The following is a 24,350-nucleotide window of genomic DNA, read 5'->3' as shown; positions in this document are numbered from 1 at the left end:
AAGTGTTTATCTCCTTATTAATAGGGAAAATAGTTAATAAGGAGATGATGGTATGCTTAGTTTTAAAACAATCATGGAAGCATTTGAGAATCAAGAAAGTCATGGACTTACCCTACTTTATGATCAAGATTTTTATTACTTAAGACCTGAATTGGTAAAATATTTAGATGAAGTCTTTGATTATGAGGATATATCTAATGATGAAAAAGTCTTACTTACAAGGGTGCGACAAATTCAGAAGAAGAAGCACTATTATTTGCCTTCTACTAATGAGTTTGATGAGTTTAAGCTGGCAGTTGATTTTCTATATACTTTAGATAAGAAAGATTATGATTACTTAAATGGTATGGTTCACGATCATGGAAGCTTTAAACACTTTAAGGAAGGCTGTATGCATCTTGGTATATACGAGACATGGCTAATTTATAAAGAAGAAAAACTAATATCATTTTTAATAGATTGGTGTGAAGACAAGGGTATTAGTTACTTATAAACATCTCATATGAGGTGTTTTTACTTTTGTAAATTAAGATATGTTTATCTAGTCAAATAAAGGTGAATCTCCTGTATTGACATTGTTAAATTATTATTATAGAATTCAAGTATAAATGTACCATATGGGACACGGAGGTGGTGTGTTGAAGGTTTTACTGAATAACCCAATTTTTAAAGATTGTGATTTGAAGACCATTGAAACATATCTAGGTCAGATTCCAATTGTTCATAGGACATTTGATAAAAACGAAACAGCTTACGATGACAAACATTATGAGAAGAATATGATGATTTTGATGTCTGGAAGTGCCCGTGTTGAGCTTATTCAGGATGGAGAGTGTTCGTTTTTAAAGAGGTTAAATCCTGGTGATATGTTTGGGGTTCTGTCCTTGTTCACAGAGGATAATTATTACCCGACTAAAATCATCTTTGAGAAAAAAAGCCAGGTGATATCCTTATCAGAAGCTGCTTTGATAGAGCTCTTACATAAGGATCCTAGATTGTTAAAAAATTATCTAGTGTTTTTTAATGGTCAGGTACAGTATTTATTGAATCGTATAGCTTTGTTTTCTATTTCAAATGGAGAAGACAGAGTAATTGGATATTTATCAAGACTTAAATCCAATACACAATCTAATAGGCTTGAGTTACCAATGTCAAAGGTAGAACTTGCAGAGTATTTAGGTATAGCAAGATCAACCTTGTATCGTGTTTTTGATAAACTCATTGAAAATAAGATGATAGAGATGGAGGGCAATTCATTGCATATTATAGGAGGCATAAAATGAAGAAGAGTCTAGCGTTAATAGGGATTATGCTCTTAGCATTAATGGTGTTTGTAGGATGCCAGGCTAACGAGGCTAACAATGTAGTAGAAAATGAAGTTGTTGAAAATTCAAATGATCAAGTGGAAGCTACAGAAGAAGCGACTGAGGAAGTTGAAGAAGCAACAGAAGTTGAAGAACCAGTTGAGAAGCCAGTATTAAAGATTGCTACTTTAAAAGGACCAACAGGTATGGGTATGGTTCAACTGATGGAAAATGATGAGATGATGATCAGCGAGATTGATTATGAGTTTGATATCGTAGGTGCTCCAGATCAAATCATTGGTCAAATCGTACAAGGTAATGTAGATATTGCTGCAGTACCATCAAATATGGGTGCCATCTTAGACGTTAAGACAGAAGGCAAAATTCAAGTACTAGCTGTAAATACTTTAGGTGTTCTTTATATTGTTGAAAACGGTGATACTGTAAACAGCCTTGAAGATTTAAAAGGTAAAACAGTATTAGGTTCTGGTAAAGGTGCTTCTCCAGAATATATCATCAACTATCTTTTAGCTGAAAATGGTTTAACTGAAGATGTAACAGTTGAGTATGCTGTAGAGCATTCAGAAGTTGCAGCTAAAGTTACAACTGGTGATGCACCAATTGTTTTATTACCTCAACCATTTGTTACTTCAGTAACTTTAGGCAGTGAAACAAATAGAATTGCAGTTGATTTAACTGCAGAATGGGAAAAAGCGACTGATGGCTTGATGTTACCTATGGGTGCTATCGTTGTGAACAAGGCTTACGCTGAAGAAAACCCACAAGTGATTGAAAAGTTCATGGAAGAGTATAAGGCTTCAGTTGACTTTGTGAATGCTAACCCTGCAGATGCTGGTGTATTAGTTGAGAAGTTTGGTATTATTCCAAAAGCTGCACTTGCAACAAAGGCAATTCCTAATTGTAACATTACATTAATTCCTGCTCAGGAAGCTAAAGAATCTTTACAAGCTTTCTATGAAATCTTACATGGATTTAATCCTAAAGCTGTAGGTGGTAAATTACCAGAGGATGCATTCTACTATGAAAAAAAATAAAATATTAGAAGGATCTTTGATCCTTCTTTTTTGGATGTTTGTATGGTGGCTTATATCCAGTCTTTCAAATGATTGGATCATACCATCACCTATAACAACCTTTCAACATGTCATCAACCTTTTATTTGAGGGGCAAACCTATATCATCATTGCCTCTAGCTTGATGCGTGTTTTTATTGCCTTAATAGTCGGTATTGTATTAGGCGTGGGTTTCGGTTTACTTTCTGGCATGAATGAGCTTATCAGAAGAACCATCCATCCTCTTATATTAGTGATTAAGTCTACACCAGTTGTTTCCTTTATCATCATTTTGATACTTTATGCCCCTAAGGGTGTGGTGCCGATTATATGTGGTATTCTTCTATGTTTTCCGATCATTCATATGAATGTCTATGAAGGTTACAGGATGGTTGATAAACAACTAATTAGCATGTCTAATGTTTATAAGGTGCCTTTTAAAAGAAGACTGAGAATGCTTTATTTACCGTCTGCTCTTCCATACTTGTTTGCTGGCGTTTTAACCAGTATAGGTATCTGTTGGAAGGCTACTATTGCAGCTGAAGTTATCGGTGTTCTTGATAAGTCCATTGGTCTTCAAATGTACAATGGTAAAGTTTATTTGGACTTCGAATCGGTGTTTGCTTGGACAGTTATCATTGTTATTTGTTCTTTATTGATAGAAATGTTTGCAAAACAGTTGATTAAACGTATACAGTTTTATGAAAGGTTTAAGGAAGTATAATGATTAAACTAGAAAACATATCTAAAACATTTGATAAACATCAAGTGATTGAGAATTTCAGTATGGACATTGAAGATGGACAAGTCATTTGTTTATTAGGACCTTCTGGTTCTGGGAAAACGACTATTTTAAAAATGTTATCGGGTCTTGATACACATTTTAAAGGTAGCATAAAAGGTCTAGAAGACAAATCTGTATCTTATGTATTCCAGGAAAGTAGACTACTGCCTTGGTTAACAGTTAAGGAAAATCTTCTCTATGTATTGGAAGACAAGTTACCCATTGATAAAATTCATGATCATATTCAATACTTTTTAGATCAAGTTGGTTTATCGTCATTTATCAATGCCTATCCAAATACACTAAGTGGTGGTATGAAGCAGAGAGTTTCACTAGCAAGAGCCTTTGCATGTCCTCATGACATTTTACTACTGGATGAACCTTTTCAGGGACTGGACTCAGACCTAAAAGAACAGCTTATGTCTTTACTTGAAAGATTGATAGGTCAAGATGAGTCGACAGTTATAATGGTAACCCATGACTTGTCAGAAGCCTTTAGATTAGGAGATAAGGTTTTTCGTCTGATTGGCCAACCTATTACAGAATATGAAGAAATCATAGAGAGTCTGTCATGACTTTCTTTTTTTATGGACTCTACATAGTCATAACCACCATTATATGATACAGTTTATATAAATGGGGGATTAAATGAAAATAAACGATTTTAGAGATATAAAAGAAAAACTGAAGGACTTTAAATATACATCCATGACTTACATGGATTTTGATGAAATGAAAGCCTATGATATTATAAAAAACACTGGTGAAATAATTCTTGCTAAGCATGGTCACAAATACCATTATGCATGTCATGACTTAGAGGCCTTAATGACTGTGATAGATAAGAAGGCTTTTATTCCATTTGTACATGGGTCATGGGTAGAGAGATTAAAGGCATGTGGCTTTGAAATTGTAGCACATTATCAAGACTACTTTTCAAGTTTGGAAGTGGATTATACGCCATATACACTTGCAAAGTTAAGTGATGCTAAAAGACTGTCTGACATCACTAAGGCATGTTACAAACAGTCACGAGGCTTTATGGGAGAAGAAGTGGCCTGGATTGAAAACTGGCTTCAAACGGACCATCACAATATTGTGCTCACTAAAGAGGATGATGAAATAGTTGGTCTGGCTATTGTTGCCTTGTATGGTTTTGATAAGGGCCCCACTCTATGGCTCAGAGAGTTGGCTGTTCATCCTGACTATCAACAAAAGGGGTACGGTAGGCAGTTGATGGCTAAAGCTATGACTTATGGTTATGACAGGGGAGCCAGAAAAGCTTTCTTAGCTGCTGATAAACTGAATATACATGCAATTAAGCTCTATGAAGACTTTGGATTTAAGGCTTCGGGAGATAGTCAAATTGATATGGAAAGAAATAAGTGATTATTTCTTTTTTTTGTTTGCTGTAAAATCATTTGATCAAATTGGTTTAACGTCTAATTAATAGGGTAGAAGATAGTATCTAATCATGATTAAAGAATTCTGAATAGTTTGTTATAAAATAATTGTATTGCTGAGAAAATTTGGTATAATTACTCGTAAGGGGGATCATATGAAGGATATAATAAATAGGCTAATACTTGTAGTAGCAACACTTGCGATATTGTTTACAACTACTTATGTACTTAATAATCTGATTTCTAATAAGATTGTTTTTGCACTCCTTGTTGCATTGATATCAACCGGTGTTGCCTATTTCGTTTCTAAATACTTTGTAAGAGTTCAGTCGGCTTTATTGTCAAAATATTTAGACGAAATCATTACTGGAAATGTAACAGCAAAAGCAGACGAGAGAATCAGTGTTTCTAACAGACATATAGTTAAGGGAATAGACCACTTAAATAAAGATGTTAAAAAAGTTATAGGCAAAATGCTTGTGGCTACAGAAAAGTTAACAGATTACATAGAAGAAATAAAAAGAAACTCTGATGTGATTTCAGAATCAAGCGATAATGTTGCAACCAATATTTCTGAGATAGCAGTTTCAATGGATGCTATTTCAGGAGAAGCCACTCACACCATGGAAAGTGCTGAGAAAATGGTTACTGACATCCTAGAGTTTACAGATGTGTCAGGTAGCAATTATGAAATATCTAAACGCATGAGAAGCAACTTAGATGAAAATGTGGAGCACACAAGCAAGTTGATTGAGTCGACCAATAAATCTTTTAAGGCTAATGAAGAGATTTCAAAGAAGATGAATGAGCTCAATGACGATATGAGAGAAATTGAGTCAATTATTGGATTGATCAATGGTATCAGTGAACAAACCAACCTACTTGCCTTAAATGCATCCATAGAAGCTGCCAGAGCTGGTGAAGCTGGTAGAGGATTTGCTGTTGTAGCAGAAGAGGTTAGGAAGCTTGCTGAAGAATCAGCTTCTTCTACGGAGAAAATAAAAAGTATTATTGGTAGTTTGATGAGGTTATCAGAAGATATCAATAAGTTGGTTAATGAAAGCTCTAGTATATTGGAAGGCAGTTTAGATTTAGCAGATATTTCTTCTAAATCCAATGATCAAATCACAGATGATGTTCAAGAAACGATGGCATCTATTGAAAGAATCAATGAATTGTGTTCTCTACAAAAGCAAACGACAGAATCTGTATTTGATTTGATTCATGGTATATCTGAAAAAGCAGGTAATGTGACAGCTAATTCACAAGAAGCTGCTGCTTTAACAGAAGAGCAGACAGCAAGTATTTCAGAGGTCGCTGGTGCCATCGATGCGCTTTATATGACATCGAATGAATTAAAAGAAATAGTAACGGATTATAAAGAATCATTATTTATGGAGGAAGATTCAAAGAAGCTTGTTAATGAATCAACCAGTCTAGTAGAACAGGAAGTTAAAAAACTGAAAGTATCTTATATAAAGGATTATACAAAAGACATATTAAAGAGGTTGGTTTCATGTCATCCTAACGTGACTTTTGCAGGTATCTCCGATACGTCAGGTAATGCTTTTGAGTTTTCAGAGCATGTGGGTAAATCCATAGATATTAGTTTTAGACATCACTTTAAAGAAGCCCTAAAAGGGGTTACTTATGTAACAGAGCCGTATGTTTCTATGATAAACAATGAGTATTGTGTAAGTGTTGCAGTGCCGGTTATGATTGACAATCAAGTTGGCGGCGTTTTAATAGCAGATATTAGTTTATAAGATTCCTGCGTGATCAAATAGGATTTGGTTACGCAGGTTTTCTTTTGTTTTCTTTCAATTTGTCACTGCTTTGTCACAAAGTTAACACATTTGTTTGTTATAATAGCATTTGAAGTAAAAAAGTAAATTTGAAAGGAGAGCACACGCTTAACTGATTAGATAAGTGTGCAAGGAGAAGATGGAAGTATTAGAGAAAAATGATGCGTTATTAAAAATTGAGAGATTGAAGAAAGAAGTTGGAAAAGTAATTATTGGTCAAGAATATATGGTCGATCGAATACTCATAGGCTTGTTAACAGGTGGCCATATTTTATTAGAAGGTATTCCTGGATTGGCAAAAACATTAACGGCGTCTACAACGGCTGATGTACTTGGAATAGATTTTAGTCGTATTCAGTTTACACCGGATCTATTACCGGCGGATATTATTGGCACTGAAATCTATCATCAGAAAACAGGTGATTTTCTAGTGAAAAAAGGCGCTATTTTTTCAAATATTGTACTTGCAGATGAAATTAATAGAGCACCTGCAAAAGTTCAGTCGGCTCTACTGGAGGCTATGCAGGAAAAACAAGTAACCATAGGTGATGAGACGCATATGTTAAACAAACCTTTTGTAGTTATAGCTACTCAAAATCCTTTAGAACAACAAGGGACTTATCCTTTACCAGAAGCACAGCAAGATCGTTTTATGTTAAAGCTAAAAGTAGAATATCCGACGAAGGAAGAAGAACGAGCAATTATTGATCGTTTTACTGATAATGGTTATGAAACACCTAGTTTAGAGACTATATTAAGTGGTGAGGAAATTATTGAACTTAGAAGCCAAATTGATCAGATTTATGTAGATGATGTGATTAAAGATTATATACTAGATATTATTTTTCAGACTAGACAGGCATCTACTTATATTGCATGTGGTGCATCTCCAAGGGCATCACTCAACTTAATCAAAGCTTCTAAAGCACGTGCTTTTCTTATGGGAAGAGACCATGTAAGACCTGACGATGTTAAAGCCATGGTTTATGATGTCTTAAGGCATAGGATATCTTTAACTTATGAAGCTGAGGCGGATGATATGACGGTAGAGCAGATTATCAGTCATACTTTGGATTCGGTTAAATTACCATAACGGGACGTGATTTTATGTTATCAAAAGAAATGTTAAGTAAAATAAGACATATTGAAATTAAGTCTAATCGTATGGTAGATGAGATTTTCGCTGGTGATTACAAGGCAAGCTTTCGTGGAAAAGGTATGGAGTTTGCTGATATAAGAGAATATTATCCAGGAGATGATGTAAGAAATATTGATTGGAATGTAACAGCGCGTCATAACAAAGCCTATGTCAAACAGTTTATGGAAGAGCGAGAGTTAAATCTTTTCATACTTGTTGATATGTCTTTATCTAATAGCTTTGGCGACAAAAAAGAAAAGATTGCTGAGATTGCAGCAACTTTGTCTTTTTCTGCAATTAGAAATAATGATCGAGTAGGGGCTATGTTATTTACAGATCGGGTTGAAAAACTTATTCCTTCTAAAAAAGGCAAGAAACATGTGCTTTCAGTTATAGATGAGTTATTAAGTCATGAATCTGAGGGGAAAGGTACGGATATTGATGGTGCTTTGAAGTATTTTTTAAAAGTGATGAAAAGACCGAGTATTCTATTTATTATTTCTGATTTTATGGATATGGACTACGAGGATACATTAAATAGATTAAGTCGCAAACATGATGTGGTACTGATACAGGTTATTGACCCAAAGGAAGAAGCCTTACCTAAAGGTGCTATTTTCAGATTTGAAGATTTAGAAACGGGTGAAGTTGTAGAAGTAGATAATCGTAAAGGCTTGATTAAAGGCAATCCAATCCAACAAATGCCAAAGAAAAATCTAATATCTGTTCGGACGGATGAGGATTATATTAGAAAGTTAAAGGCCTTCTTTGCAAGGAGGATTGCACGATGAAACAAAACTTAAAAAGAAGAAGTATTCTTTTATTATGTACGCTACTACTTTTTATAAATTCGTCTTATATAGCATATGCAGAAGAGAGACCGATTTATGTAGGAGATATTATAAACCTTGAAATTGAAAACTCTGGCTTGGATTTAAGTGAAGTTGAAGCGGCCTTTAAAGACTTTGAAGTAATGAGCATTTATGAGAATGATGAGTCTATTACTCTAAAAATAAGAACCTTTGATGTAGGTGAAAAAGTTGTTCAGATTGGTAACCAGACAGTTTCCATTGTGGTTGTATCTACACTGGATGATCATGATAAAACAGACATTTACGACGAAATGAATCCTCTTGTTGTATCAAATAATGACGTGTATTTATTATTAGCTTGCGCTATTACAGGACTCTTGATTATTGTCTTAACGGCAGTTAAATGGGCCAAAAATAGAGAGAAAAAAGTAAAAGATAAGACTGGGTATGAAGAGTTTGTCGAGTCAGTAGAAGAGAATAGAATGAGTGATGGTCAGGTACTAACAAGATGGACTGTTACCTTAAAAGTATATATAGAATCAGTCTATGAAATTCGAGCTATTGGTAAGACAACAGAAGAATTGAGCAAAGAATTAGAGCAAGCATGTAGTAAGGACATTTATGAGTTACTTGTTCAGTGGTTGTATGATACTGATTCACATAAATATAAAATGTCTGCAGTATCAGCTGATGTAGAAGAGACTTTATACAAAAGGCTTCTTGAGATTGGTCAACGTCTTCATATGATTGAAGTTCAGAGGGAGGCGATAGCATCATGAAATTTGAAACTTTTTATGTGTTATTGATGATACCAGTCGTTCTTTATTTTTTCCTCAGAAAAAATAAACGCACTGCTATTGGCTATTCAAATGTAACATTGATTAAAGAACAAAATCCATTAAAAAAGTGGTACAAACTTGGTAAATATCTAGTTCTAGCAGGATGTATCGTCATGTTGATTGCCTTAGCAAGACCTAGAACACTTGAAAATAGTATACCTTTAAAAGATGAGGGCATTGCAATAGGTGTTTTATTGGACGTTTCAGGATCGATGGAGTCGGTAGACTTTCGACCAAATCGTTTAGAAGTAGCCAAAGATACTATTGAATCTTTTATCAAAGAAAGGTCATCGGATAAGATTGCATTGGTACCTTTTGCAGGTAATGCTTTTACCAATATCCCCTTAACATTAGATCATGAAGTCTTGTTAGCATCTCTTGACAAGTTAGATGTTGATTCTATTAACGAGCAAGGAACAGCAATAGGCATGTCGGTTTCTGTAGGTATAAACCGTTTGAAAAAAAGCGATGCCAAGTCTAAAGTACTTGTCTTAGTGACGGACGGGGATAATAATGCAGGTCAGATAGATCCGATTACTGCAAGTAAGTTAGCGAATGACTATGGTATTAAAATATACACCATTGGTGTAGGAACTGACAAAACTATTTTACCATACGAAGTATTCGGTGTTACTCAGTATCAAGAATATGAAGGCGGACTTAATGAACCTCTTTTAAAAGAAATTGCAGCAACTACTGGTGGCAAGTATTTTCGTGCTAAAGATGAGAAAACATTAGAGAATATTTTTGAAGAGATTAATACACTAGAAAAGTCAGAGGTGGAACAAAACACCTTTGATAATTATAAAGAGTGGGCATATCCGTTAATGTTTTTGGGGATTGTTATGATTCTTATTGGTCTGTTTGTGGATAAGTACTATTTCATTCAAATACCATAGGAGGAGTAACATGAGCTTTAGTGAGTTAAAATATATACCGATGATTATTCCTGTTGGTGCAGTTATTGTAGCATTAGTTGTGGGATATATAAAGAAAAACAAGATATTAGTGAGTTTGCAGATGAAGAGACAGTCCTTGGATATTGTTAAGAGAGGACTTATGGTTATTGGTCTATTAAGTATGCTTGTTGCATTACTAGGACCTATAAGCAATGGCAAACCTGTTGAAATAGAAGAAGATCATTTAGACATGTATATTTTATTAGATGTGTCTAAAAGTATGTTAGTTGAAGATATTGCCCCTGATAGATTAAGTCATGAAAAGAGAATTGTTGAGGAGTTATTAGATAACTTAAAAGGAGACCGGGTAGGATTTATTCCATTTGCTGCATCGGCTTATGTCCAGATGCCTTTAACAGATGACTATCAAATGGCAAGGATGTTTCTTGATGTTATAGATACAGATGTTATCGGTGGCGGTGGTACAGATATGGCAACTGCTATCCGACTAGCAGGTGAGTCTTTTGGCCGCGTTTCAGGTGGAGACAAAGTTGTCATCATTATTAGTGATGGAGAAGATCAAAAGGATTTTGATGCCTCAATACTAGACTATATAAAAAAGAATGATTTAATTGTTTATAGTATTGGTGTAGGTACAGAAGAAGGTGGATTAATACCTGAGTATGATTCGCTAAGTGATAAGCAAACTGGTTATAAAAAAGATAAGAATGGAAGTGCAGTTGTTTCTAAGTTGAATGATGACCTATTAAAACAAGTAGCAAAAGCAGGCCATGGAGATTACTATCAGGCATCACTTCAAGGTGGAGAAATAGAGAAATTGTTGCCTAACATTGCATTTTTGGAAAAATCGCAAGATGGTGTAAGAGAACGTAAGCAATTTAAACATTGGTACCAATATCCATTAGGCCTAGGTTTACTTTTGTTCTTGCTTGGATATATCGATTTTAGAAGACCTACTATTCATAGAAGTGTTAGACAGGCAAACAATAAGATAGGAGTAAACAATGATTAATAAGATGATTACAATATTATCAATGATTTTGTTAGCTTTGATTCTGTTTCTTGGTGTAGGATATTTGCCAGTATTCAGTGCAGAAGGTTTTCCCAATAATATGGAAGAGGAAGATATAGAGCAATATAACCAGGCAGTAGATTTATATAAGACTAGTCAGTACGCCAGGTCTTATGAAATATTTAATGAGTTAGGTAGACCTGGCGAAAGTGCCCACGCTTTATATAGAATGAGTAAACTAACTGAAAATCCACAAGAAAAAATGGATTTGCTGAATCAATGTGTTGATTTATATAAACAGGCCATTGAAAAAGATTCCGTAACTGTTGAGTTGAAGTTTAATTATGAGTTTGTAAAAAAACAGCTAGAAGAAATGAAAGAAGAATCTGAGCAAAACGAAGACCAACAGAAGCAAGATAATCAAGAAAACCAAGAAGGTCAAGATAATCAAGAAAAGCAAGAAGGTCAAGATAATCAAGAAAAGCAAGAAGGTCAAGATAATCAAGAGAACCAAGAAGGTCAAGATAATCAAGAGAACCAAGAAGGTCAAGATAATCAAGAAAACCAAGAAGGGCAAGATAATCAGGAAAACCAAGAAGGGCAAGATAATCAAGAAAACCAAGAAGGGCAAGATAATCAAGAAAACCAAGGTGGTCAAGATAATCAAGAAAACCAAGGTGGTCAAGAAAGCCAAGAAGGTGAAGACAATCAACAAGGTGTGGCGTCTGATGGTGAACTATCTGCTGATGAAAAGGCAATGCAAGAACTAGAGAGTATTTTGCAGATGTTGGAGTTACAGGAAAAAGACAGTCTGAAAAATAATCAGAATGTAATAATACCTAAAGAGGATGGAAGTAATGATTGGTAATAATAAAAAATTGAAAATGGCATTACTTTATATTTGTATATTTACATTGATGATATCAAGTAACTATAAAGTATTTGCAGAAGAAGAGAGTGTACAACTGGTTATTGAAGATACTGATATTGACTTAGGCACTGTATTTAATGCTTCAATTAACATTTATAACATGAATGGAGCTGAAATTAAAGGTGTTTATGGATTAGATGAGTTTGAAGTACTTAATACATCTCAATCGTCAAACACAAGCATTATTAATGGAAAGACGACAAAGTCTTCAAGTATTGGTTTTTCAGCAAGGCCTAAAAATGTTGGTAGTTATGATATACAAGCACTTGTTGAATACAAGGGTAAAGAGTATTTGTCGAACGTGGTAACTGTTGTTATACGAGAACAAGATGCTTCGTTAGCTGAAGAAGAAAGAGATGTTTTCATCAAAACAAAGGTGTCAAAGGAGTCGCTCTATTCAGGAGAGACAACTGTTGTAACCTATGAGTTGTATACTGCTAAGAATGTAAGTGAATATGGTTTTACTGAAACGCCAGCTTTTAAAGGGGTTATAAGTAAGCAGACAGATACTGACGATTTGGATAGGTCATTAACAACTATTAATGGACGACAGTACTTAAAATTTGAACTTATGAAAGTTGCTTTAACACCTACAAGTACAGAAACAGTTAAAATACCAGCATATGATGTCGTTGTGTTACTTGATTCTGGAGACTTTTTTTCACGAGGTGAACAAGTTTATGTTTCAACAGATGCGATTGATATTCCAGTAAAAGAACTGCCACTTGAAGGTAAGCCAGATGATTTTAGCGGTTTAGTTGGCAACCTTAGTGTGGAAACTCAATACGATAAAGACAGTGTAGCTTATGGCGAAGCTGTTACACTCAATGTTCATTTGGAAGGTGATATGTCTTTAGCTGGAATTGCTGAACTTGCTTTTCCAACCAATGAAGCTGCTGTGTATCAAAGTGAAAAAGATTTGAAGATTAATATTAAATCGGAGGCATACAGCGAAAGCAAGGTGCTTGAAGCAATTATTGTACCTAAGGCGGCTGGAGACCTATCAATAGAACCCAAAGGCATCAGTTATTTCAATACAGAGACAGAAACTTATGATGTCGTTGAGTTAAAAAGTAACACAATAAAAGTCACCGGACAAGGTCCTGCTATAAGTGAGACTGATGATGCAATGCATAGTGGTGGTGGAAATGTAAGCAATTCTGTTGTTATATCTACCATTGATCCTACTTCATTACAAGGCTATTATCTTATTTCAAAAGATAAAGTACAACTTTTAATCTATGGTCTGATTGTTGTAGTAGTGGTGATTTTAATGATTATTTTACTTCGTAGACAATCGAAAAAAGATAAGTTGAAGGCTGATTTTACTAGTAAAGTAAAGAATGCTAAGAGTAAAGAAGAGCTCAATCAAATATTATATGACCATGTTATGTATCATTATGGTTTTTCGATGACAGCATACTGTGAAGACGATATTCGTAAGAAAATTGGTGATGTTCTTGTTGCTGATAATGTTTTAAAAATGTATGAGTTGATAAAAGAGAAGACTGGAACATTAAAAGATGTTAAGAAAAAAATACTTGCATCTATAAACCTATAAGAAGTGAGACAAAAAAGAGGCTGCCTGTTTTAGTAAGTTTATTTAAATTAAGATATTTTAGATAAGATGTTACGTCAAAGCAGGAGCCTTTTGTATTACAAGCTAAGCATGACTGCCAAAATCAAACAGTAAGTAGCAGGATCAATCTCTCTCATAAAATATGAGTATTTATGACATATGTTGGGTATAAATGGTTTAGGAGGGGATTGAATGAGCATGGATTCTATAATATTTGAAGTTGTAACCAATAGAGATAGTATAACAAAAAAAATGGAAAATGCTGATGATGCTGCCAGACTATTATCGTGCGGATCGAAGGTCGCATATCAGCAAAATTTAGAGTTTCTAGAAAAATGGCATCGTGACGAAATTCCTGGCAAGAAATACACGATTTCATTATATGAAGACCAAGTAACTTCTGATAACATTGCCGGAGTCTTACGAATTTGGCAGTCGCCCTATTGTGATGATAAGTGGTTGTTAGAAGGCATAGAAGTGAGGTATGATAAGAGAAGAAAAGGCTATGGCAAAAAACTGGTGCAAAAGGCACTGGAGATTTTAAAGAATCTTTCTGTTGCAGAAGTTTACTTGAACGTAAACAACACCAATAACTCATCAAGAGCACTTGTTATGAGTTTGGGTTTTAAGCTTTGTTCTGAAGGGTGTAAGAACAGCTTTGGACATGAGTTAAAAACATCCAATCATTATGTTTATCAATTTTAAGAAAACTACCATTTAGGTAGTTTTCGTTAGTTTAATCAATCGGTAGTGTTATAATAAACTCAGTTCCATTTTGAGGCTCGCTGTTGACTTCAATGGTACCATTAAGTAGATTTGTAATCATATGATAGATAATGGTAAGGCCAAGTCCAACACCTTCTGACCTAGAAGTGGTAAAAAAGTGATGAAAAATCTTTTCAAGAACATCGTTATCCATACCTAGACCATCGTCTTTAACTTTGATTTGGACCTTGTCAGTGACAAGGCTTATGATAGTAATGTTTTTAGGTTGACCGTGTGTAATGGCGTTTTTAATCAAACCGTTGAGCACTTTTTCAAGTTCCAATGGATATGAGTTTAGGTGAACATCTCTAATAGATAGATTTAAGTTGATACCGCTTTCTTTGATTTTGTTTTCATTTTGAAGAAGCACATTGTTGATCAAGGATTCTAAGCTGAATTCTTTTTTTATTGCTGATGATTCATCGATAGACAATTGCTTGAAACTTGCTATCAGTTGCGTTGACTGGTGTAAACTATTCTCTAGAAGTAATAATGTTTTTAAAGTGCTTTCAATGTGATTGTCCAAATGACGTTTTGTAATGGTCTTATTAGAAATCTTTTCTTCTGTTATTTGAGTCAGTTCTTTTAAATAAGAGGTCATGGTAAATGCAACTCCGATTGGTGTGTTGATTTCATGGGCAACACCTGTGACCAATTGACCAAGGGAAGCTAGTTTCTCTGATTCAACGAGTTTTGCCTGGGTTTCTTTTAGAGTATTGAGTGAGGTTTTTAGATCTTCGTTAGCTTTAGAAAGTTCTAAGGTTCGATCCTTGACCTGCTTTTCTAAATTATTGGTAATGATGTCAAGATCACGAGACATCTTGTTAAAAGCCATAGACAACTGATTGAACTCGTAATACTGACTGTCTTTTACTTGATGTTGATAAGACCCACTAGAGATAATCTCTGAGGCCTCAGTTAAGTCATTGACTGTGACCATTAGTTTATTGACGCGTCTTTTGGATAAGAGATAAACCAAAACTAAGATTAATAGTGTTGTAATGATAGAAACTATCAGCATTTGGCTAATGGGCTTGTAAAAAGTTTGACTGGATTGAAGTACTGTGATGACCCAGTTTCTTTCTTCGATTGTTTCAACAATTGGAATATAATCTAAGCCCTTATAGGAAACGGTGTCTGGAATGTTGCCGGATGAATAGGTTTGATACATCTGGTCTACACCACGTAAAAAAACAGTGTCCATATCTGTATGAGCCACGTAATTGCCTTTGTCATCTGTAACGGTAATGATACTTTTGTCGCCTAGGTCCATATCGTAGATATGACTGGCAAATGACTGCATGTCGAGTATGGCAACCATAATTTCATCTTCTACCTTCATAGATATGCCGACTTGAGGATACTTGGACTCGAATGCAAAAAAGGCACTCGACCAATAAACCTTGCCAGCTTCTTTTACATTTAGAAAATAAGGATAGGATGAATGATCAATACCTATGATTTCCGGATTTTCTGGAGAGGAAAATAAAACTGTACCTGAATCATCTAAGATGAGGACCGATGAAAACTTTGAGATATTCTCTACAATACTGTCGACAAAGTCTTGTTTGTGATTGTCTGTAATATAGTCTGATAAATAGAGGGTTTCCTTTAACTCGTTTAACACATCGCTAGGTTGCATGAAATAAGAATCAAGCTGATAGGCAACAGCTCGACTAAGGGCAGAATTTTTCTTGTACTGCTCATTTTCTATGAAGTTAAATAAGACGAAGGTAACGATAATAGATACGATGACAATAGCCAGCATACCGTATATGACGGATTCCAACATCAGTTCAGTTTTAAGGGATTTCTTTTTCATATAGCCTCTAATCTATAGGTACAAATTTTCTGTTTTGAATTTGCATCTTATGAATGGTTCTGAAGGTGTCACCGTACTCATTGATCGTAAAGGTGCCTTGCAGACCATCGAAGGTGCTTATTTCTAAGATTCTTGATTTAAGATTTTCTGGTGAGATATCGTCTTGGTCTTTAAGTGCTTCAAATATCACCATCATGGTCTCGTAAGTGATGTAGGATGGTCTCGATACTTGTGAATTGTACTTAAAAGCAAAATCATCTAAGAATCTTTGGTATTTTTCATCCACACTGGTATCATCAAATATTCTGATACAGTAGACATCATTAATGACATCACCACCAAAGTCGAATAAACCAGGTGTAGCTGCCCAACCTGATATTAGAGTTGGTAATACTAGGTCATTTTTACTGAGCTGCTGTTGTATTTTAATAAAGGTATGTGATGGCACAATATAGAGTAGACCATCAGGGTTATGTTCGTGAATTAAAGAAATGATTGTATCTGGTTCCTTTGAGAAATCCTTAAATAGGATATCACCCTTATAGAGTTCTGAAAAGATAGAGATGAAAGGTTTTGTATATTTCTCGTTATCTGCATCATAAATAATCCCCATCGAGTCTAAGTCGAGAGTCTCATTAGCAATTTCTGCATGACCAACGATTTGAATTTCATCTGAGCTTGTGATTCTAATGAGATTGTCATCTATACCGGTTAGCTCAGAAGAGCTCATCGTTGCAGCAACAAATAACATGTCGTAATTTTCTTGAGCGTATTGAATGGCTGGATACATTTTTGATGTAGAAAAGCCTACAACAATATTGATGTTTTCACTTGCAAACTCATCAACAATCTCTTTTGCTTTTTCAATGTCATTTTGATCATCCCTGATTACAGGTACAATCTCCCTACCATCAATGCCACCTGATGCATTGATTTCATCTATAGCCATTAAATAACCATTTCTTATGGCTATACCATAATCTGATGAAACTTGGTCGTAAGTTTGTGTTATCGCCAAGCCGATTTTTATTTCCTTTGAACCAGAACATCCAACTAGAAGAAGGATGGGTAATATGACTAATAAAAGTTTTCGCATAATGTCCTCCATTTTTTATATACCCCTTGCAATCAGGCATACACATCCTTATATTGGGAAATGGATATGTATGGATTATGGCAATAAAAAAAGCAGCCTGGCTGCTTTTATGATCTAAAAGTATCTGTGTACTCTTTTTAAGATGTCCTCTTTACTGCGGTTTGTTGCATCAATTACCAACATTTTTTTCTTGCCATTGGCATGGAACTGAGCAGGTTGGATTTCTTCGTATGCTTCATCAATTCCTGTGACGATAGTGACGTCTGCATCTAAACCTGCTTGGCCATATTTGTATACGTCATAACCTTCTGCAGATAGTGTGTTCATAACATCTTCTAAGCCAGATTGTACTTCAATTTTAATTGTCATAATTATCCCTCCTCTTAGTAATATGATACCCGACAAATTGTCGGAATAGTCAGACGAAAGACCTATGCTATATAAGAGTTTCTTTTGGCAAAAGTTAGAAATTTCACAAGATGCATGTTGATAATACAGGTGCTTGTGGTATATGTTAAATAATAATGACATTTTTCTGTTCATTATTTAACGAACATTAAATATTGAGATAAAATCAAATAGGAAATATATTCAAATCCACTTGTCTTTGATGAAAGGAAAATCGATGATTAATGAAAACGTTTTAGTGAAAGCAAGACTTTATAGAAACAATTTAATAGAAAAAATGTCTTCTGAGGCCCGATTGTTCCCAGGTGAATCGAAATCTCAGTTAATCGATCATTGTAACAGGGTCGAGAAGTTAGTCATCGAAATTGGTGAAGCCGAACAAATCGATAACTTAGAAGTTGTTCAACTTGCAGCCATACTCCATGATGTTGGTAAGTTTGAAGGGCGTGATGATCATGCCAAAAGAGGAGCAGATATGGTCCAATCAGACTTTAGTGATGAACTTGAGGAGGATATATTAACTCAAGTTATAGAGCTTATAAGGGAGCATTCTAATAAAAGCGGTCATACACATGCTCAGATGGTATTAGATGATGCTGACTTACTAGATGAAACAGGAGCTATGGGGATTTTAATGCATGCCTGTAATGTTGAAAAGATGGATCATCAGTACTATGAGAAAGTCATTAACAGGTTGAACAGAGAAGAAAGTTACCATGACAAGCTTTATAAGAAGCTTAGAACCAGAACGGGCAAGAAACTACTTGGTGATAAAATAGACTTGTTAAAATCATTTAATTATCAACTAAAGAAAGAGCTAGGGCAATAGAGGTTGCGATGAAGTTATTACGTTCAGAGGGCTACATTAAAGTAAATGATTCGACTGAAACTATTAAAGAGAAACTTAAAGTACTTGCCTATCAACAGATGTTATCTGTAAATAAGTCGCCTTTAACTGACAAGCCTTTTTTAGGGCACTTTTCGGGTAATCAAGTTCACTTAGAGTTGCTTAAATCTGATATTCGTCTTTTAAGGCCTGAGTTTGATATCAGTATCAATGAATCCTATGATGAAAGCATTTTAAATATCAAGGCATATCCTAATAAGGGGATAGATAAGCTTATCAAGTCCTCCATAATAGCATGTGCAGTTTTGTTGATACTATCTATTATTCCAGTATTCTTCGAGGCCTTGATGGCACTTGTTTTAATCCCGGTCCTTATATTTTTAGTTCAGGCAATTGGTATATTGGTGGTTTTAATTTTTGTCTTTAAGAGTTATATTAATAAAGAGTATAAAAAAGCTTTTACACTGATAAGAAAAGCATTGGAGGTTGATGATGAGAAAATACAAAGTCATTAAAGCGAGACAGCCTGAAACATTGAATCCAATTAAATTAAAAGAAGGCGATAGTGTGATTGTTAAAAAAGAATCTAATCCTCAAGGGGATTGGGCTGGCTGGTTATACTGTGAATCAAGAGATAACGCAGGTTGGGTACCCAAACAACTGGTGAGAAGAAAAGCAGATTTGGGCTGTTTAGATTACGACTATGATGCTCATGAGTTTGAGTTAGAAATAGGTGAGGTCATCCAATCAGAGTATATCCTAAACGGATGGGTTTGGGGGTATAAGGTTGATGAACCAGGTATTCATGGGTGGACACCTCTTAATCATGTGGAGTCCTATAAATAAAACTGGTATTTTACAATATTTTCCTATAGAATAAGTATAGGAGGATAATCATGGATGTTGCATATAGTAAAGAATATGAAAAAGTCATAGACGCTGAAAAGGCATATGAGTTATTTTGGGAAGGTATCATAAAAGATTACCGTGGTTTTACCTGTCCTGGAGTTGGCTGTGATGCACAAGTTACTCTAGCCAATGCTAAAAGAGAAAGACATTCTATGAAGCAAAGGCCTAACTTTCGTTGTTATGGTGAACATATACCTTCTTGTGAACATAAGGGAAAAAAGAAAGTCAAGTGTTTAGATATTCTTGTCTTATCTTCTAAGAAGCGTTCGAAGAAAAAAGGCTTGTCTAAAATAGATTATCAAAAACAATCGTCTTCAGGTAGTCGTCAATCTGAATACAGAACCATTATGCCCATCGTCAATAAGTTTATTGACTACAAAAAAGCTAAGCTTTTAGATCAATATGAAATACTTAATCAAGGTAAGAGATTAACTTATTATGAGATGTTCCTTGACTTGTCTGGAGAGTTCGATTACTTTACTAAGTTCAATAGGATCTATTACGGACCTGCAAGGATCGTTAAGTCTAAAGATAAAGATGACTATATCATCTTCTTTAAGAAGAGTTTGACCTACAAAGGCGAGAAATATAAACCAACGGCCTATGTGTCTAAGAGAATCATTGATAACTCCTATAGGAACAAACTTTGGCTAAAAGAGTTAAGCCTTTTGGCAGAGGAAAAAGCACCTGTTCATGTCTTTATTTATGGAAAGGCTAAAGTACATACAAAGGATGAAAAATCCTATTTGAATATAGAGATCTGTCGTGCGAAATTAGATTTAGTAGATATTAGAAGAGACTGTTAAGGTCTCTTTTGTGTTATGTGAAAACACCTTTGTTTGTTATATAATTAAATTGCAAAAAAATGTCTCTTTTTATCTATAAAATCTCATATTTGGGGTAACTTAAATGTGACAGGTTTTGTAAGGACTTAAGAAGGAGGCAGACATGAATCACTCAAAGATTCTGGTAGTTGATGATTCAAAAGTTGATCAGTTGATTATCCAGGGGATACTAGATGGTCATGATTTGATTAGCGCATATAATGGATTAGAAGCAGTAGAAAAAATCGAAAGCGGCATTGATCTTGATATAGTAATTTTGGATTTGAACATGCCTAAAATGAATGGTTTTGAGGTACTGACATATATTAGAGACAATATACCGAGTTTTGATGTACCCATTGTCATTTTAACCAATTATGAGGAAATTGAAAATGAAATCAAGGGCTTAGAGCTGGGTGCTGTAGATTACATAAGAAAGCCCTTAAATGCAGCCTCGCTTGTAAAACGTATTGAAGTACATTTAAGCTTATCAAGGGCAAGACATGAAATCAAACTTCATAATGAAAAGCTAGAAGAAATGGTCGAAAAGCGTACCCATCAACTCTATCAATCTAGAGATATTACCATCAATGCTTTGGTAGGTCTTTTAGAAGTTAGGGACATTGAATCTTCAAATCATACCAAAAGAACTACCTATATGATGAAGGCTTTGTGCGAACATCTATCTAAAAAAGAAGATGTGGACTGCAAGTTTACTGAAGAAAGAATTAAAGCCATTTATAAGACAACCCCTCTTCATGATATCGGCAAAGTAGGTATTCCAGACAGGATACTATTAAAGCCTGGTAAATTATCTAATGATGAGTATGAAACCATGAAAGGTCATGTCAGATATGGTGTGGACGCCATATGCTCAGAAATCAATGATGATGATGTCGATAATTATTTGACAACTGCCATGAAGATCATAGGCTTTCACCACGAGAAGTTCGATGGTACTGGATATCCGAATCAATTAAGAGGTAAGGACATACCTATAGAAGGCCGTTTGATGGCTGTTGTAGATGTTTATGATGCCTTGGCAAGTGAAAGAATCTATAAGAATGCTTTTGGTCATGACAAGGCCATTGAAATGATTATTTCTGAAAAGAACAAGCATTTTGATCCTGAAATAGTAGATGCTTTTGTAGAAATTCAGGATCAGATACATGACATTGCAATGAAATATCAATCCAAACGAGGTGGTGAAGCCATTGAAGTGGTTTAAATGCATTATAATCTTATTGGTTGTCTTTATGCCAATAACATTTGCTGATGACCTTGAGTTCACAGATGAGGAACTTGATTTTATAGAAGGCCATGACACAATCACTTTGGCAGTAGACCCAGCTTTTGTTCCATTTGAGTTCGTCGATTCAGATGGGCAGTATAAAGGGATTGCGAATGACTATATTCAGTTAATAGAAGAAAATACAGGCCTTAAGATGGAAGTCGTTTATGGTCTAACTTGGCCTGAGGCATATCAAAAGGCTCTAAGTGGTGAAATTGACATCTTACCATGTGTGTCAAAAAATGCAGAGAGAGAAAAGGTCCTTGTTTTTTCTGAACCCTATTATAAGTTCCAAAGAGTACTGGTTTCAAATAATCATAATAAAGTTGATGATATTAGAGATCTATTTGGTAAAAGTGTGGCTGTCCAAAGAAACAGTTCTCACCAAGGTTTTATAAGTGATTATGACCAAATTCAGGTTAACTACTACAATACAGTAGATGAAGCCTTATTGGCTGTTTCAAATGGTTCTGAGGAGGCCTTTATAGGCAACCTAGCTTCCACATCTTATTTAACCTCTAGGCTTGGTATCTCTGAACTCAATTACTCTGTGATAGACAGTGATGGTGTCAATCAGCTTTATTTTGCAAGTGTAGCTGAGAATGAACTTTTAATAGCCATTATCAATAAAGGTATTTTAAGAATCACAGAAGAACAAAAGATAAAAATTCACCATGAGTGGATTGGCATACAAGGTGAAGTTGACTATTCAGGTGTCATTAGAGTAATTGTTGTATTGGTTGTTTTAGCTGGCATCATTTTTTCTGTATCGGCCTACTGGATTCTTAGACTTAGAAATGAAATAGAGAAACGTAAGATTATAGAAGAAGACTTAAAACAAGCTAAGAAGGATGCTGAAGATGCTTATGAATTTAAGTCGAGTTTTCTTACTAGAATATCTCATGAAATAAGAACACCTCTTAATGCCATTACAGGGCTGAGTTATCTTCTTAAAAATACACAACTTGATAAAATTCAACATTCTCATGTGGACAGGATCAATCATTCTTCGAAGATGATGCTCAGTATCATTAATGATATTCAAGACATCACCAAGCTTGAAACGGATAATATCACCCTTATTGAAGAATCTATTAAGATTGAAGATATAGTTAGAAACATATTAAATATTGTTTCTCTGAAAGTGGATGAAAAGAAATTACATTTTACGTTTGTTAAAGATCCTAAACTTCCTAATCATTTCATTGGTGATGGCAGAAGAATTGAGCAAGTGCTATTAAATATCGTAGATAATGCCATCAAGTTTACTGTTGAGGGCGATGTTTCAATGGCGGTTTCTCTTGTAGGCTATCAACATGATATGTATGATATACAGTTTGTCGTAAAAGACACCGGTATCGGTATGTCAGAAGAACAAATAGAAGACCTACTTGAGCCATTTAAACAAAAGGATGCTTCTATTACAAGAGCCTTTGGTGGTACAGGACTAGGTTTAACACTTGCCAAACACATACTTGAACTTATGGGTGGCAACTTAGAAGTTAAAAGTCATTTAGGTCAGGGGACTGAGATTAAGGTTAACTTTAAGCTGAAACTTGATGAAGACGCAGACTTTGAATCTAAGAAGAACTTTGAATATGTAAAAGGCATAAAGACCTTGGTATTAAATAAGGATTTAAATAGCCTTAGCTTGATCAGTGATTACTTAAGAAGCTTTAGCATTGATGCCGAGTTTACTTCTTCATCAGCTCAATTTGTTCAGTTAATAAAAAGCGCCTCTAGTAAGAGGGCGACGGCCTATCATTTGGTCATAGTTGACGAGGACAGCCATGAAGGTAATTGCCTGGAAATGATTGAAGAGCTTCAGCAGTACCATGTAAAGACCATTGTCATCAAGTCGGCATTAAAGGAATGGCAAGAAAGAGACAATATCAAGGTATTGGCAAAACCAATTTTACCTTCAGTACTTCATAATACCATTGTTGATTTGTTCCATTTAAACATGTTTATGAATCAAGAGGATGAAGACTATGACTTGGATAAACAGCATGTTTTGATTGTTGAGGACAATAAGACCAATCAGCTGATTGCCAAATCACTTTTGGATACCATAGGTGTTAAAAGTGACATAGCTGAAAATGGTGAGATCGCTGTGTCTAAGGCAAAAGAGAATTTTGATTTGATCTTAATGGATCTTCATATGCCAATCATGAATGGCTATGATGCCACTAAAAAAATTCTTGATTCAAATCCAAACCAAAGAATTATTGCTATGACGGCAGATGTTGTGGATGGTGTTCAGCAGAAATGTCTTGCATATGGTATGTTGGATTTTATCAGTAAGCCCTTTGAACCAGAGCAGTTTATAAAAAAAATTGTAAAGTTTCTAGGTGAGCATTCAGAAAAGAATGCGTCAGAGTTGATTGATTATCAAAAGGGGATTCAAATGTTAGGTGGTAATGAAGACATGTATCGTCAAGTCATTCATCTCTTTTTAGAAGAAAACATTGAAACCGTTAAACAGTTGACTGAGGCTGCTGAAAAAAATAACTATGAAGATATTATTAGCATCGCCCATAAAGTTAAAGGATCTTCGGGTTCTATAGGCGCAGAAGGGGTGAGACAGCTGGCCAGTGATCTACAAAAGGCTGCTGAACAAGAAGAAGAAAATGAAATCAACCTATTGAAAGACCACTTTGTCCTTCAATTTGAAGATTTAATGATTAAACTCCAAGAAGACTATGTATCATAGTCTTCTTTTAGAATATTCTAACAAATCTTTTGGACATATTGATGAACTTAGATTTGTTTTAGACGTTTTTCTGTT

General features: G+C 34.9%; 24 protein-coding genes. 21 read left to right on the top strand and 3 right to left on the bottom strand.

The features are described 5' to 3' along the window. Positions 1-52 precede the first annotated feature (52 nt). The 15 genes from EZV73_RS00690 (at position 53) to EZV73_RS00620 (ending at position 14,305) form a co-directional block, all read left to right on the top strand. Positions 53-493 carry a UPF0158 family protein gene (locus EZV73_RS00690; protein WP_240837345.1) on the top strand — a complete coding sequence of 147 codons (441 nt, stop codon included), beginning with the start codon at positions 53-55 and terminating at the stop codon, positions 491-493. A gap of 142 nt (positions 494-635) precedes the next feature. Next, the gene (locus EZV73_RS00685; protein WP_240837343.1) at positions 636-1,283 is read left to right on the top strand and encodes a cyclic nucleotide-binding domain-containing protein; all 648 of its coding nucleotides are present in this window, start codon (positions 636-638) and stop codon (positions 1,281-1,283) included. Next, on the top strand, positions 1,280-2,359 hold the full coding sequence (locus tag EZV73_RS00680; RefSeq protein ID WP_240837341.1) for an ABC transporter substrate-binding protein: 1,080 nt from the start codon (positions 1,280-1,282) through the stop codon (positions 2,357-2,359). Before EZV73_RS00685 ends, EZV73_RS00680 begins: the two co-directional genes overlap by 4 nt. Beyond that, positions 2,346-3,101 carry an ABC transporter permease gene (locus EZV73_RS00675; protein WP_240837339.1) on the top strand — a complete coding sequence of 252 codons (756 nt, stop codon included), beginning with the start codon at positions 2,346-2,348 and terminating at the stop codon, positions 3,099-3,101. Before EZV73_RS00680 ends, EZV73_RS00675 begins: the two co-directional genes overlap by 14 nt. After that, entirely contained in the window at positions 3,101-3,736 is a 636-nt protein-coding gene (locus EZV73_RS00670; protein ID WP_240837338.1) for an ABC transporter ATP-binding protein, read from the top strand. Before EZV73_RS00675 ends, EZV73_RS00670 begins: the two co-directional genes overlap by 1 nt. 73 nt (positions 3,737-3,809) lie before the next feature. Next, entirely contained in the window at positions 3,810-4,550 is a 741-nt protein-coding gene (locus EZV73_RS00665) for a GNAT family N-acetyltransferase (RefSeq protein ID WP_240837336.1), read from the top strand. 169 nt (positions 4,551-4,719) lie between these two features. Continuing rightward, a complete protein-coding gene (locus EZV73_RS00660) occupies positions 4,720-6,330 on the top strand; it encodes a methyl-accepting chemotaxis protein (protein WP_240837334.1) in 1,611 nt (536 codons plus the stop codon). A 178-nt stretch (positions 6,331-6,508) separates the two neighbouring features. Beyond that, on the top strand, positions 6,509-7,462 hold the full coding sequence (locus EZV73_RS00655) for a MoxR family ATPase (RefSeq protein ID WP_240837332.1): 954 nt from the start codon (positions 6,509-6,511) through the stop codon (positions 7,460-7,462). A 14-nt stretch (positions 7,463-7,476) separates the two neighbouring features. After that, positions 7,477-8,298: a DUF58 domain-containing protein gene (locus EZV73_RS00650; RefSeq protein ID WP_240837330.1), complete on the top strand. Its 822-nt coding sequence runs from the start codon at positions 7,477-7,479 to the stop codon at positions 8,296-8,298. Further along, positions 8,295-9,098, top strand: coding sequence for a hypothetical protein (locus EZV73_RS00645; RefSeq protein WP_240837328.1), 804 nt, complete (start codon positions 8,295-8,297; stop codon positions 9,096-9,098). Before EZV73_RS00650 ends, EZV73_RS00645 begins: the two co-directional genes overlap by 4 nt. Beyond that, the gene (locus tag EZV73_RS00640) at positions 9,095-10,057 is read left to right on the top strand and encodes a VWA domain-containing protein (RefSeq protein ID WP_240837326.1); all 963 of its coding nucleotides are present in this window, start codon (positions 9,095-9,097) and stop codon (positions 10,055-10,057) included. The genes EZV73_RS00645 and EZV73_RS00640 overlap by 4 nt, the downstream gene beginning before the upstream one ends. 10 nt (positions 10,058-10,067) lie before the next feature. Continuing rightward, positions 10,068-11,090, top strand: a complete 1,023-nt coding sequence (locus EZV73_RS00635) for a VWA domain-containing protein (RefSeq protein ID WP_240837324.1) — start codon at positions 10,068-10,070, stop codon at positions 11,088-11,090. Beyond that, positions 11,083-11,958, top strand: coding sequence for a hypothetical protein (locus EZV73_RS00630; RefSeq protein ID WP_240837322.1), 876 nt, complete (start codon positions 11,083-11,085; stop codon positions 11,956-11,958). Before EZV73_RS00635 ends, EZV73_RS00630 begins: the two co-directional genes overlap by 8 nt. Further along, positions 11,948-13,582, top strand: a complete 1,635-nt coding sequence (locus tag EZV73_RS00625) for a BatD family protein (protein WP_240837320.1) — start codon at positions 11,948-11,950, stop codon at positions 13,580-13,582. Before EZV73_RS00630 ends, EZV73_RS00625 begins: the two co-directional genes overlap by 11 nt. 210 nt (positions 13,583-13,792) lie before the next feature. Then, a complete protein-coding gene (locus EZV73_RS00620) occupies positions 13,793-14,305 on the top strand; it encodes a GNAT family N-acetyltransferase (RefSeq protein ID WP_240837318.1) in 513 nt (170 codons plus the stop codon). Positions 14,306-14,336: 31 nt separating this feature from the next. Here EZV73_RS00620 and EZV73_RS00615 read toward each other — a convergent pair whose 3' ends face one another. The 3 genes from EZV73_RS00615 to EZV73_RS00605 all read right to left on the bottom strand — a co-directional run bounded on the left by EZV73_RS00615 (position 14,337) and on the right by EZV73_RS00605 (position 17,652). Then, positions 14,337-16,187: an ATP-binding protein gene (locus EZV73_RS00615; RefSeq protein WP_240837316.1), complete on the bottom strand. Its 1,851-nt coding sequence runs from the start codon at positions 16,185-16,187 to the stop codon at positions 14,337-14,339. 7 nt (positions 16,188-16,194) lie between these two features. After that, complete coding sequence (locus EZV73_RS00610; RefSeq protein WP_240837315.1) at positions 16,195-17,283, bottom strand: ABC transporter substrate-binding protein; 1,089 nt, start codon at positions 17,281-17,283, stop codon at positions 16,195-16,197. Between the two features lie 114 nt (positions 17,284-17,397). Further along, positions 17,398-17,652, bottom strand: coding sequence for a YkuS family protein (locus EZV73_RS00605; protein WP_240837313.1), 255 nt, complete (start codon positions 17,650-17,652; stop codon positions 17,398-17,400). Positions 17,653-17,908: 256 nt separating this feature from the next. On the opposite strand from EZV73_RS00605, the gene EZV73_RS00600 reads away from it, so the two are divergent. The 6 genes from EZV73_RS00600 to EZV73_RS00575 all read left to right on the top strand — a co-directional run bounded on the left by EZV73_RS00600 (position 17,909) and on the right by EZV73_RS00575 (position 24,275). Next, on the top strand, positions 17,909-18,520 hold the full coding sequence (locus EZV73_RS00600) for an HD domain-containing protein (RefSeq protein WP_240837311.1): 612 nt from the start codon (positions 17,909-17,911) through the stop codon (positions 18,518-18,520). 8 nt (positions 18,521-18,528) lie between these two features. Continuing rightward, complete coding sequence (locus EZV73_RS00595) at positions 18,529-19,053, top strand: hypothetical protein (protein ID WP_240837309.1); 525 nt, start codon at positions 18,529-18,531, stop codon at positions 19,051-19,053. Continuing rightward, on the top strand, positions 19,031-19,384 hold the full coding sequence (locus EZV73_RS00590; RefSeq protein ID WP_240837308.1) for an SH3 domain-containing protein: 354 nt from the start codon (positions 19,031-19,033) through the stop codon (positions 19,382-19,384). The genes EZV73_RS00595 and EZV73_RS00590 overlap by 23 nt, the downstream gene beginning before the upstream one ends. A 50-nt stretch (positions 19,385-19,434) precedes the next feature. After that, positions 19,435-20,253: a hypothetical protein gene (locus tag EZV73_RS00585; protein ID WP_240837306.1), complete on the top strand. Its 819-nt coding sequence runs from the start codon at positions 19,435-19,437 to the stop codon at positions 20,251-20,253. A gap of 142 nt (positions 20,254-20,395) precedes the next feature. Beyond that, positions 20,396-21,499 carry an HD-GYP domain-containing protein gene (locus EZV73_RS00580; RefSeq protein WP_240837304.1) on the top strand — a complete coding sequence of 368 codons (1,104 nt, stop codon included), beginning with the start codon at positions 20,396-20,398 and terminating at the stop codon, positions 21,497-21,499. After that, complete coding sequence (locus tag EZV73_RS00575; protein WP_240837302.1) at positions 21,486-24,275, top strand: transporter substrate-binding domain-containing protein; 2,790 nt, start codon at positions 21,486-21,488, stop codon at positions 24,273-24,275. Before EZV73_RS00580 ends, EZV73_RS00575 begins: the two co-directional genes overlap by 14 nt. The last annotated feature ends 75 nt before the right edge of the window (positions 24,276-24,350 follow it).

It is taken from the genome of Acidaminobacter sp. JC074 (assembly GCF_022496765.1).
Taxonomy (GTDB): Bacteria; Bacillota; Clostridia; order Peptostreptococcales; family Acidaminobacteraceae; genus JABXKX01.
This window is presented reverse-complemented; position numbering and strand designations above follow the sequence as displayed.

What these genes read in the sequence shown, in the direction of transcription:
- EZV73_RS00690 (WP_240837345.1), top strand. Translation starts at nt 53, where the DNA reads ATGCTTAGTTTTAAAACAATCATGGAAGCATTTGAGAATCAAGAAAGT.
- EZV73_RS00680 (WP_240837341.1), top strand. Translation starts at nt 1,280, where the DNA reads ATGAAGAAGAGTCTAGCGTTAATAGGGATTATGCTCTTAGCATTAATG.
- EZV73_RS00675 (WP_240837339.1), top strand. Translation starts at nt 2,346, where the DNA reads ATGAAAAAAAATAAAATATTAGAAGGATCTTTGATCCTTCTTTTTTGG.
- EZV73_RS00670 (WP_240837338.1), top strand. Translation starts at nt 3,101, where the DNA reads ATGATTAAACTAGAAAACATATCTAAAACATTTGATAAACATCAAGTG.
- EZV73_RS00665 (WP_240837336.1), top strand. Translation starts at nt 3,810, where the DNA reads ATGAAAATAAACGATTTTAGAGATATAAAAGAAAAACTGAAGGACTTT.
- EZV73_RS00660 (WP_240837334.1), top strand. Translation starts at nt 4,720, where the DNA reads ATGAAGGATATAATAAATAGGCTAATACTTGTAGTAGCAACACTTGCG.
- EZV73_RS00655 (WP_240837332.1), top strand. Translation starts at nt 6,509, where the DNA reads ATGGAAGTATTAGAGAAAAATGATGCGTTATTAAAAATTGAGAGATTG.
- EZV73_RS00650 (WP_240837330.1), top strand. Translation starts at nt 7,477, where the DNA reads ATGTTATCAAAAGAAATGTTAAGTAAAATAAGACATATTGAAATTAAG.
- EZV73_RS00645 (WP_240837328.1), top strand. Translation starts at nt 8,295, where the DNA reads ATGAAACAAAACTTAAAAAGAAGAAGTATTCTTTTATTATGTACGCTA.
- EZV73_RS00640 (WP_240837326.1), top strand. Translation starts at nt 9,095, where the DNA reads ATGAAATTTGAAACTTTTTATGTGTTATTGATGATACCAGTCGTTCTT.
- EZV73_RS00635 (WP_240837324.1), top strand. Translation starts at nt 10,068, where the DNA reads ATGAGCTTTAGTGAGTTAAAATATATACCGATGATTATTCCTGTTGGT.
- EZV73_RS00630 (WP_240837322.1), top strand. Translation starts at nt 11,083, where the DNA reads ATGATTAATAAGATGATTACAATATTATCAATGATTTTGTTAGCTTTG.
- EZV73_RS00625 (WP_240837320.1), top strand. Translation starts at nt 11,948, where the DNA reads ATGATTGGTAATAATAAAAAATTGAAAATGGCATTACTTTATATTTGT.
- EZV73_RS00620 (WP_240837318.1), top strand. Translation starts at nt 13,793, where the DNA reads ATGAGCATGGATTCTATAATATTTGAAGTTGTAACCAATAGAGATAGT.
- EZV73_RS00615 (WP_240837316.1), bottom strand. Translation starts at nt 16,187, where the DNA reads ATGAAAAAGAAATCCCTTAAAACTGAACTGATGTTGGAATCCGTCATA.
- EZV73_RS00610 (WP_240837315.1), bottom strand. Translation starts at nt 17,283, where the DNA reads ATGCGAAAACTTTTATTAGTCATATTACCCATCCTTCTTCTAGTTGGA.
- EZV73_RS00605 (WP_240837313.1), bottom strand. Translation starts at nt 17,652, where the DNA reads ATGACAATTAAAATTGAAGTACAATCTGGCTTAGAAGATGTTATGAAC.
- EZV73_RS00600 (WP_240837311.1), top strand. Translation starts at nt 17,909, where the DNA reads ATGATTAATGAAAACGTTTTAGTGAAAGCAAGACTTTATAGAAACAAT.
- EZV73_RS00595 (WP_240837309.1), top strand. Translation starts at nt 18,529, where the DNA reads ATGAAGTTATTACGTTCAGAGGGCTACATTAAAGTAAATGATTCGACT.
- EZV73_RS00590 (WP_240837308.1), top strand. Translation starts at nt 19,031, where the DNA reads ATGAGAAAATACAAAGTCATTAAAGCGAGACAGCCTGAAACATTGAAT.
- EZV73_RS00585 (WP_240837306.1), top strand. Translation starts at nt 19,435, where the DNA reads ATGGATGTTGCATATAGTAAAGAATATGAAAAAGTCATAGACGCTGAA.
- EZV73_RS00580 (WP_240837304.1), top strand. Translation starts at nt 20,396, where the DNA reads ATGAATCACTCAAAGATTCTGGTAGTTGATGATTCAAAAGTTGATCAG.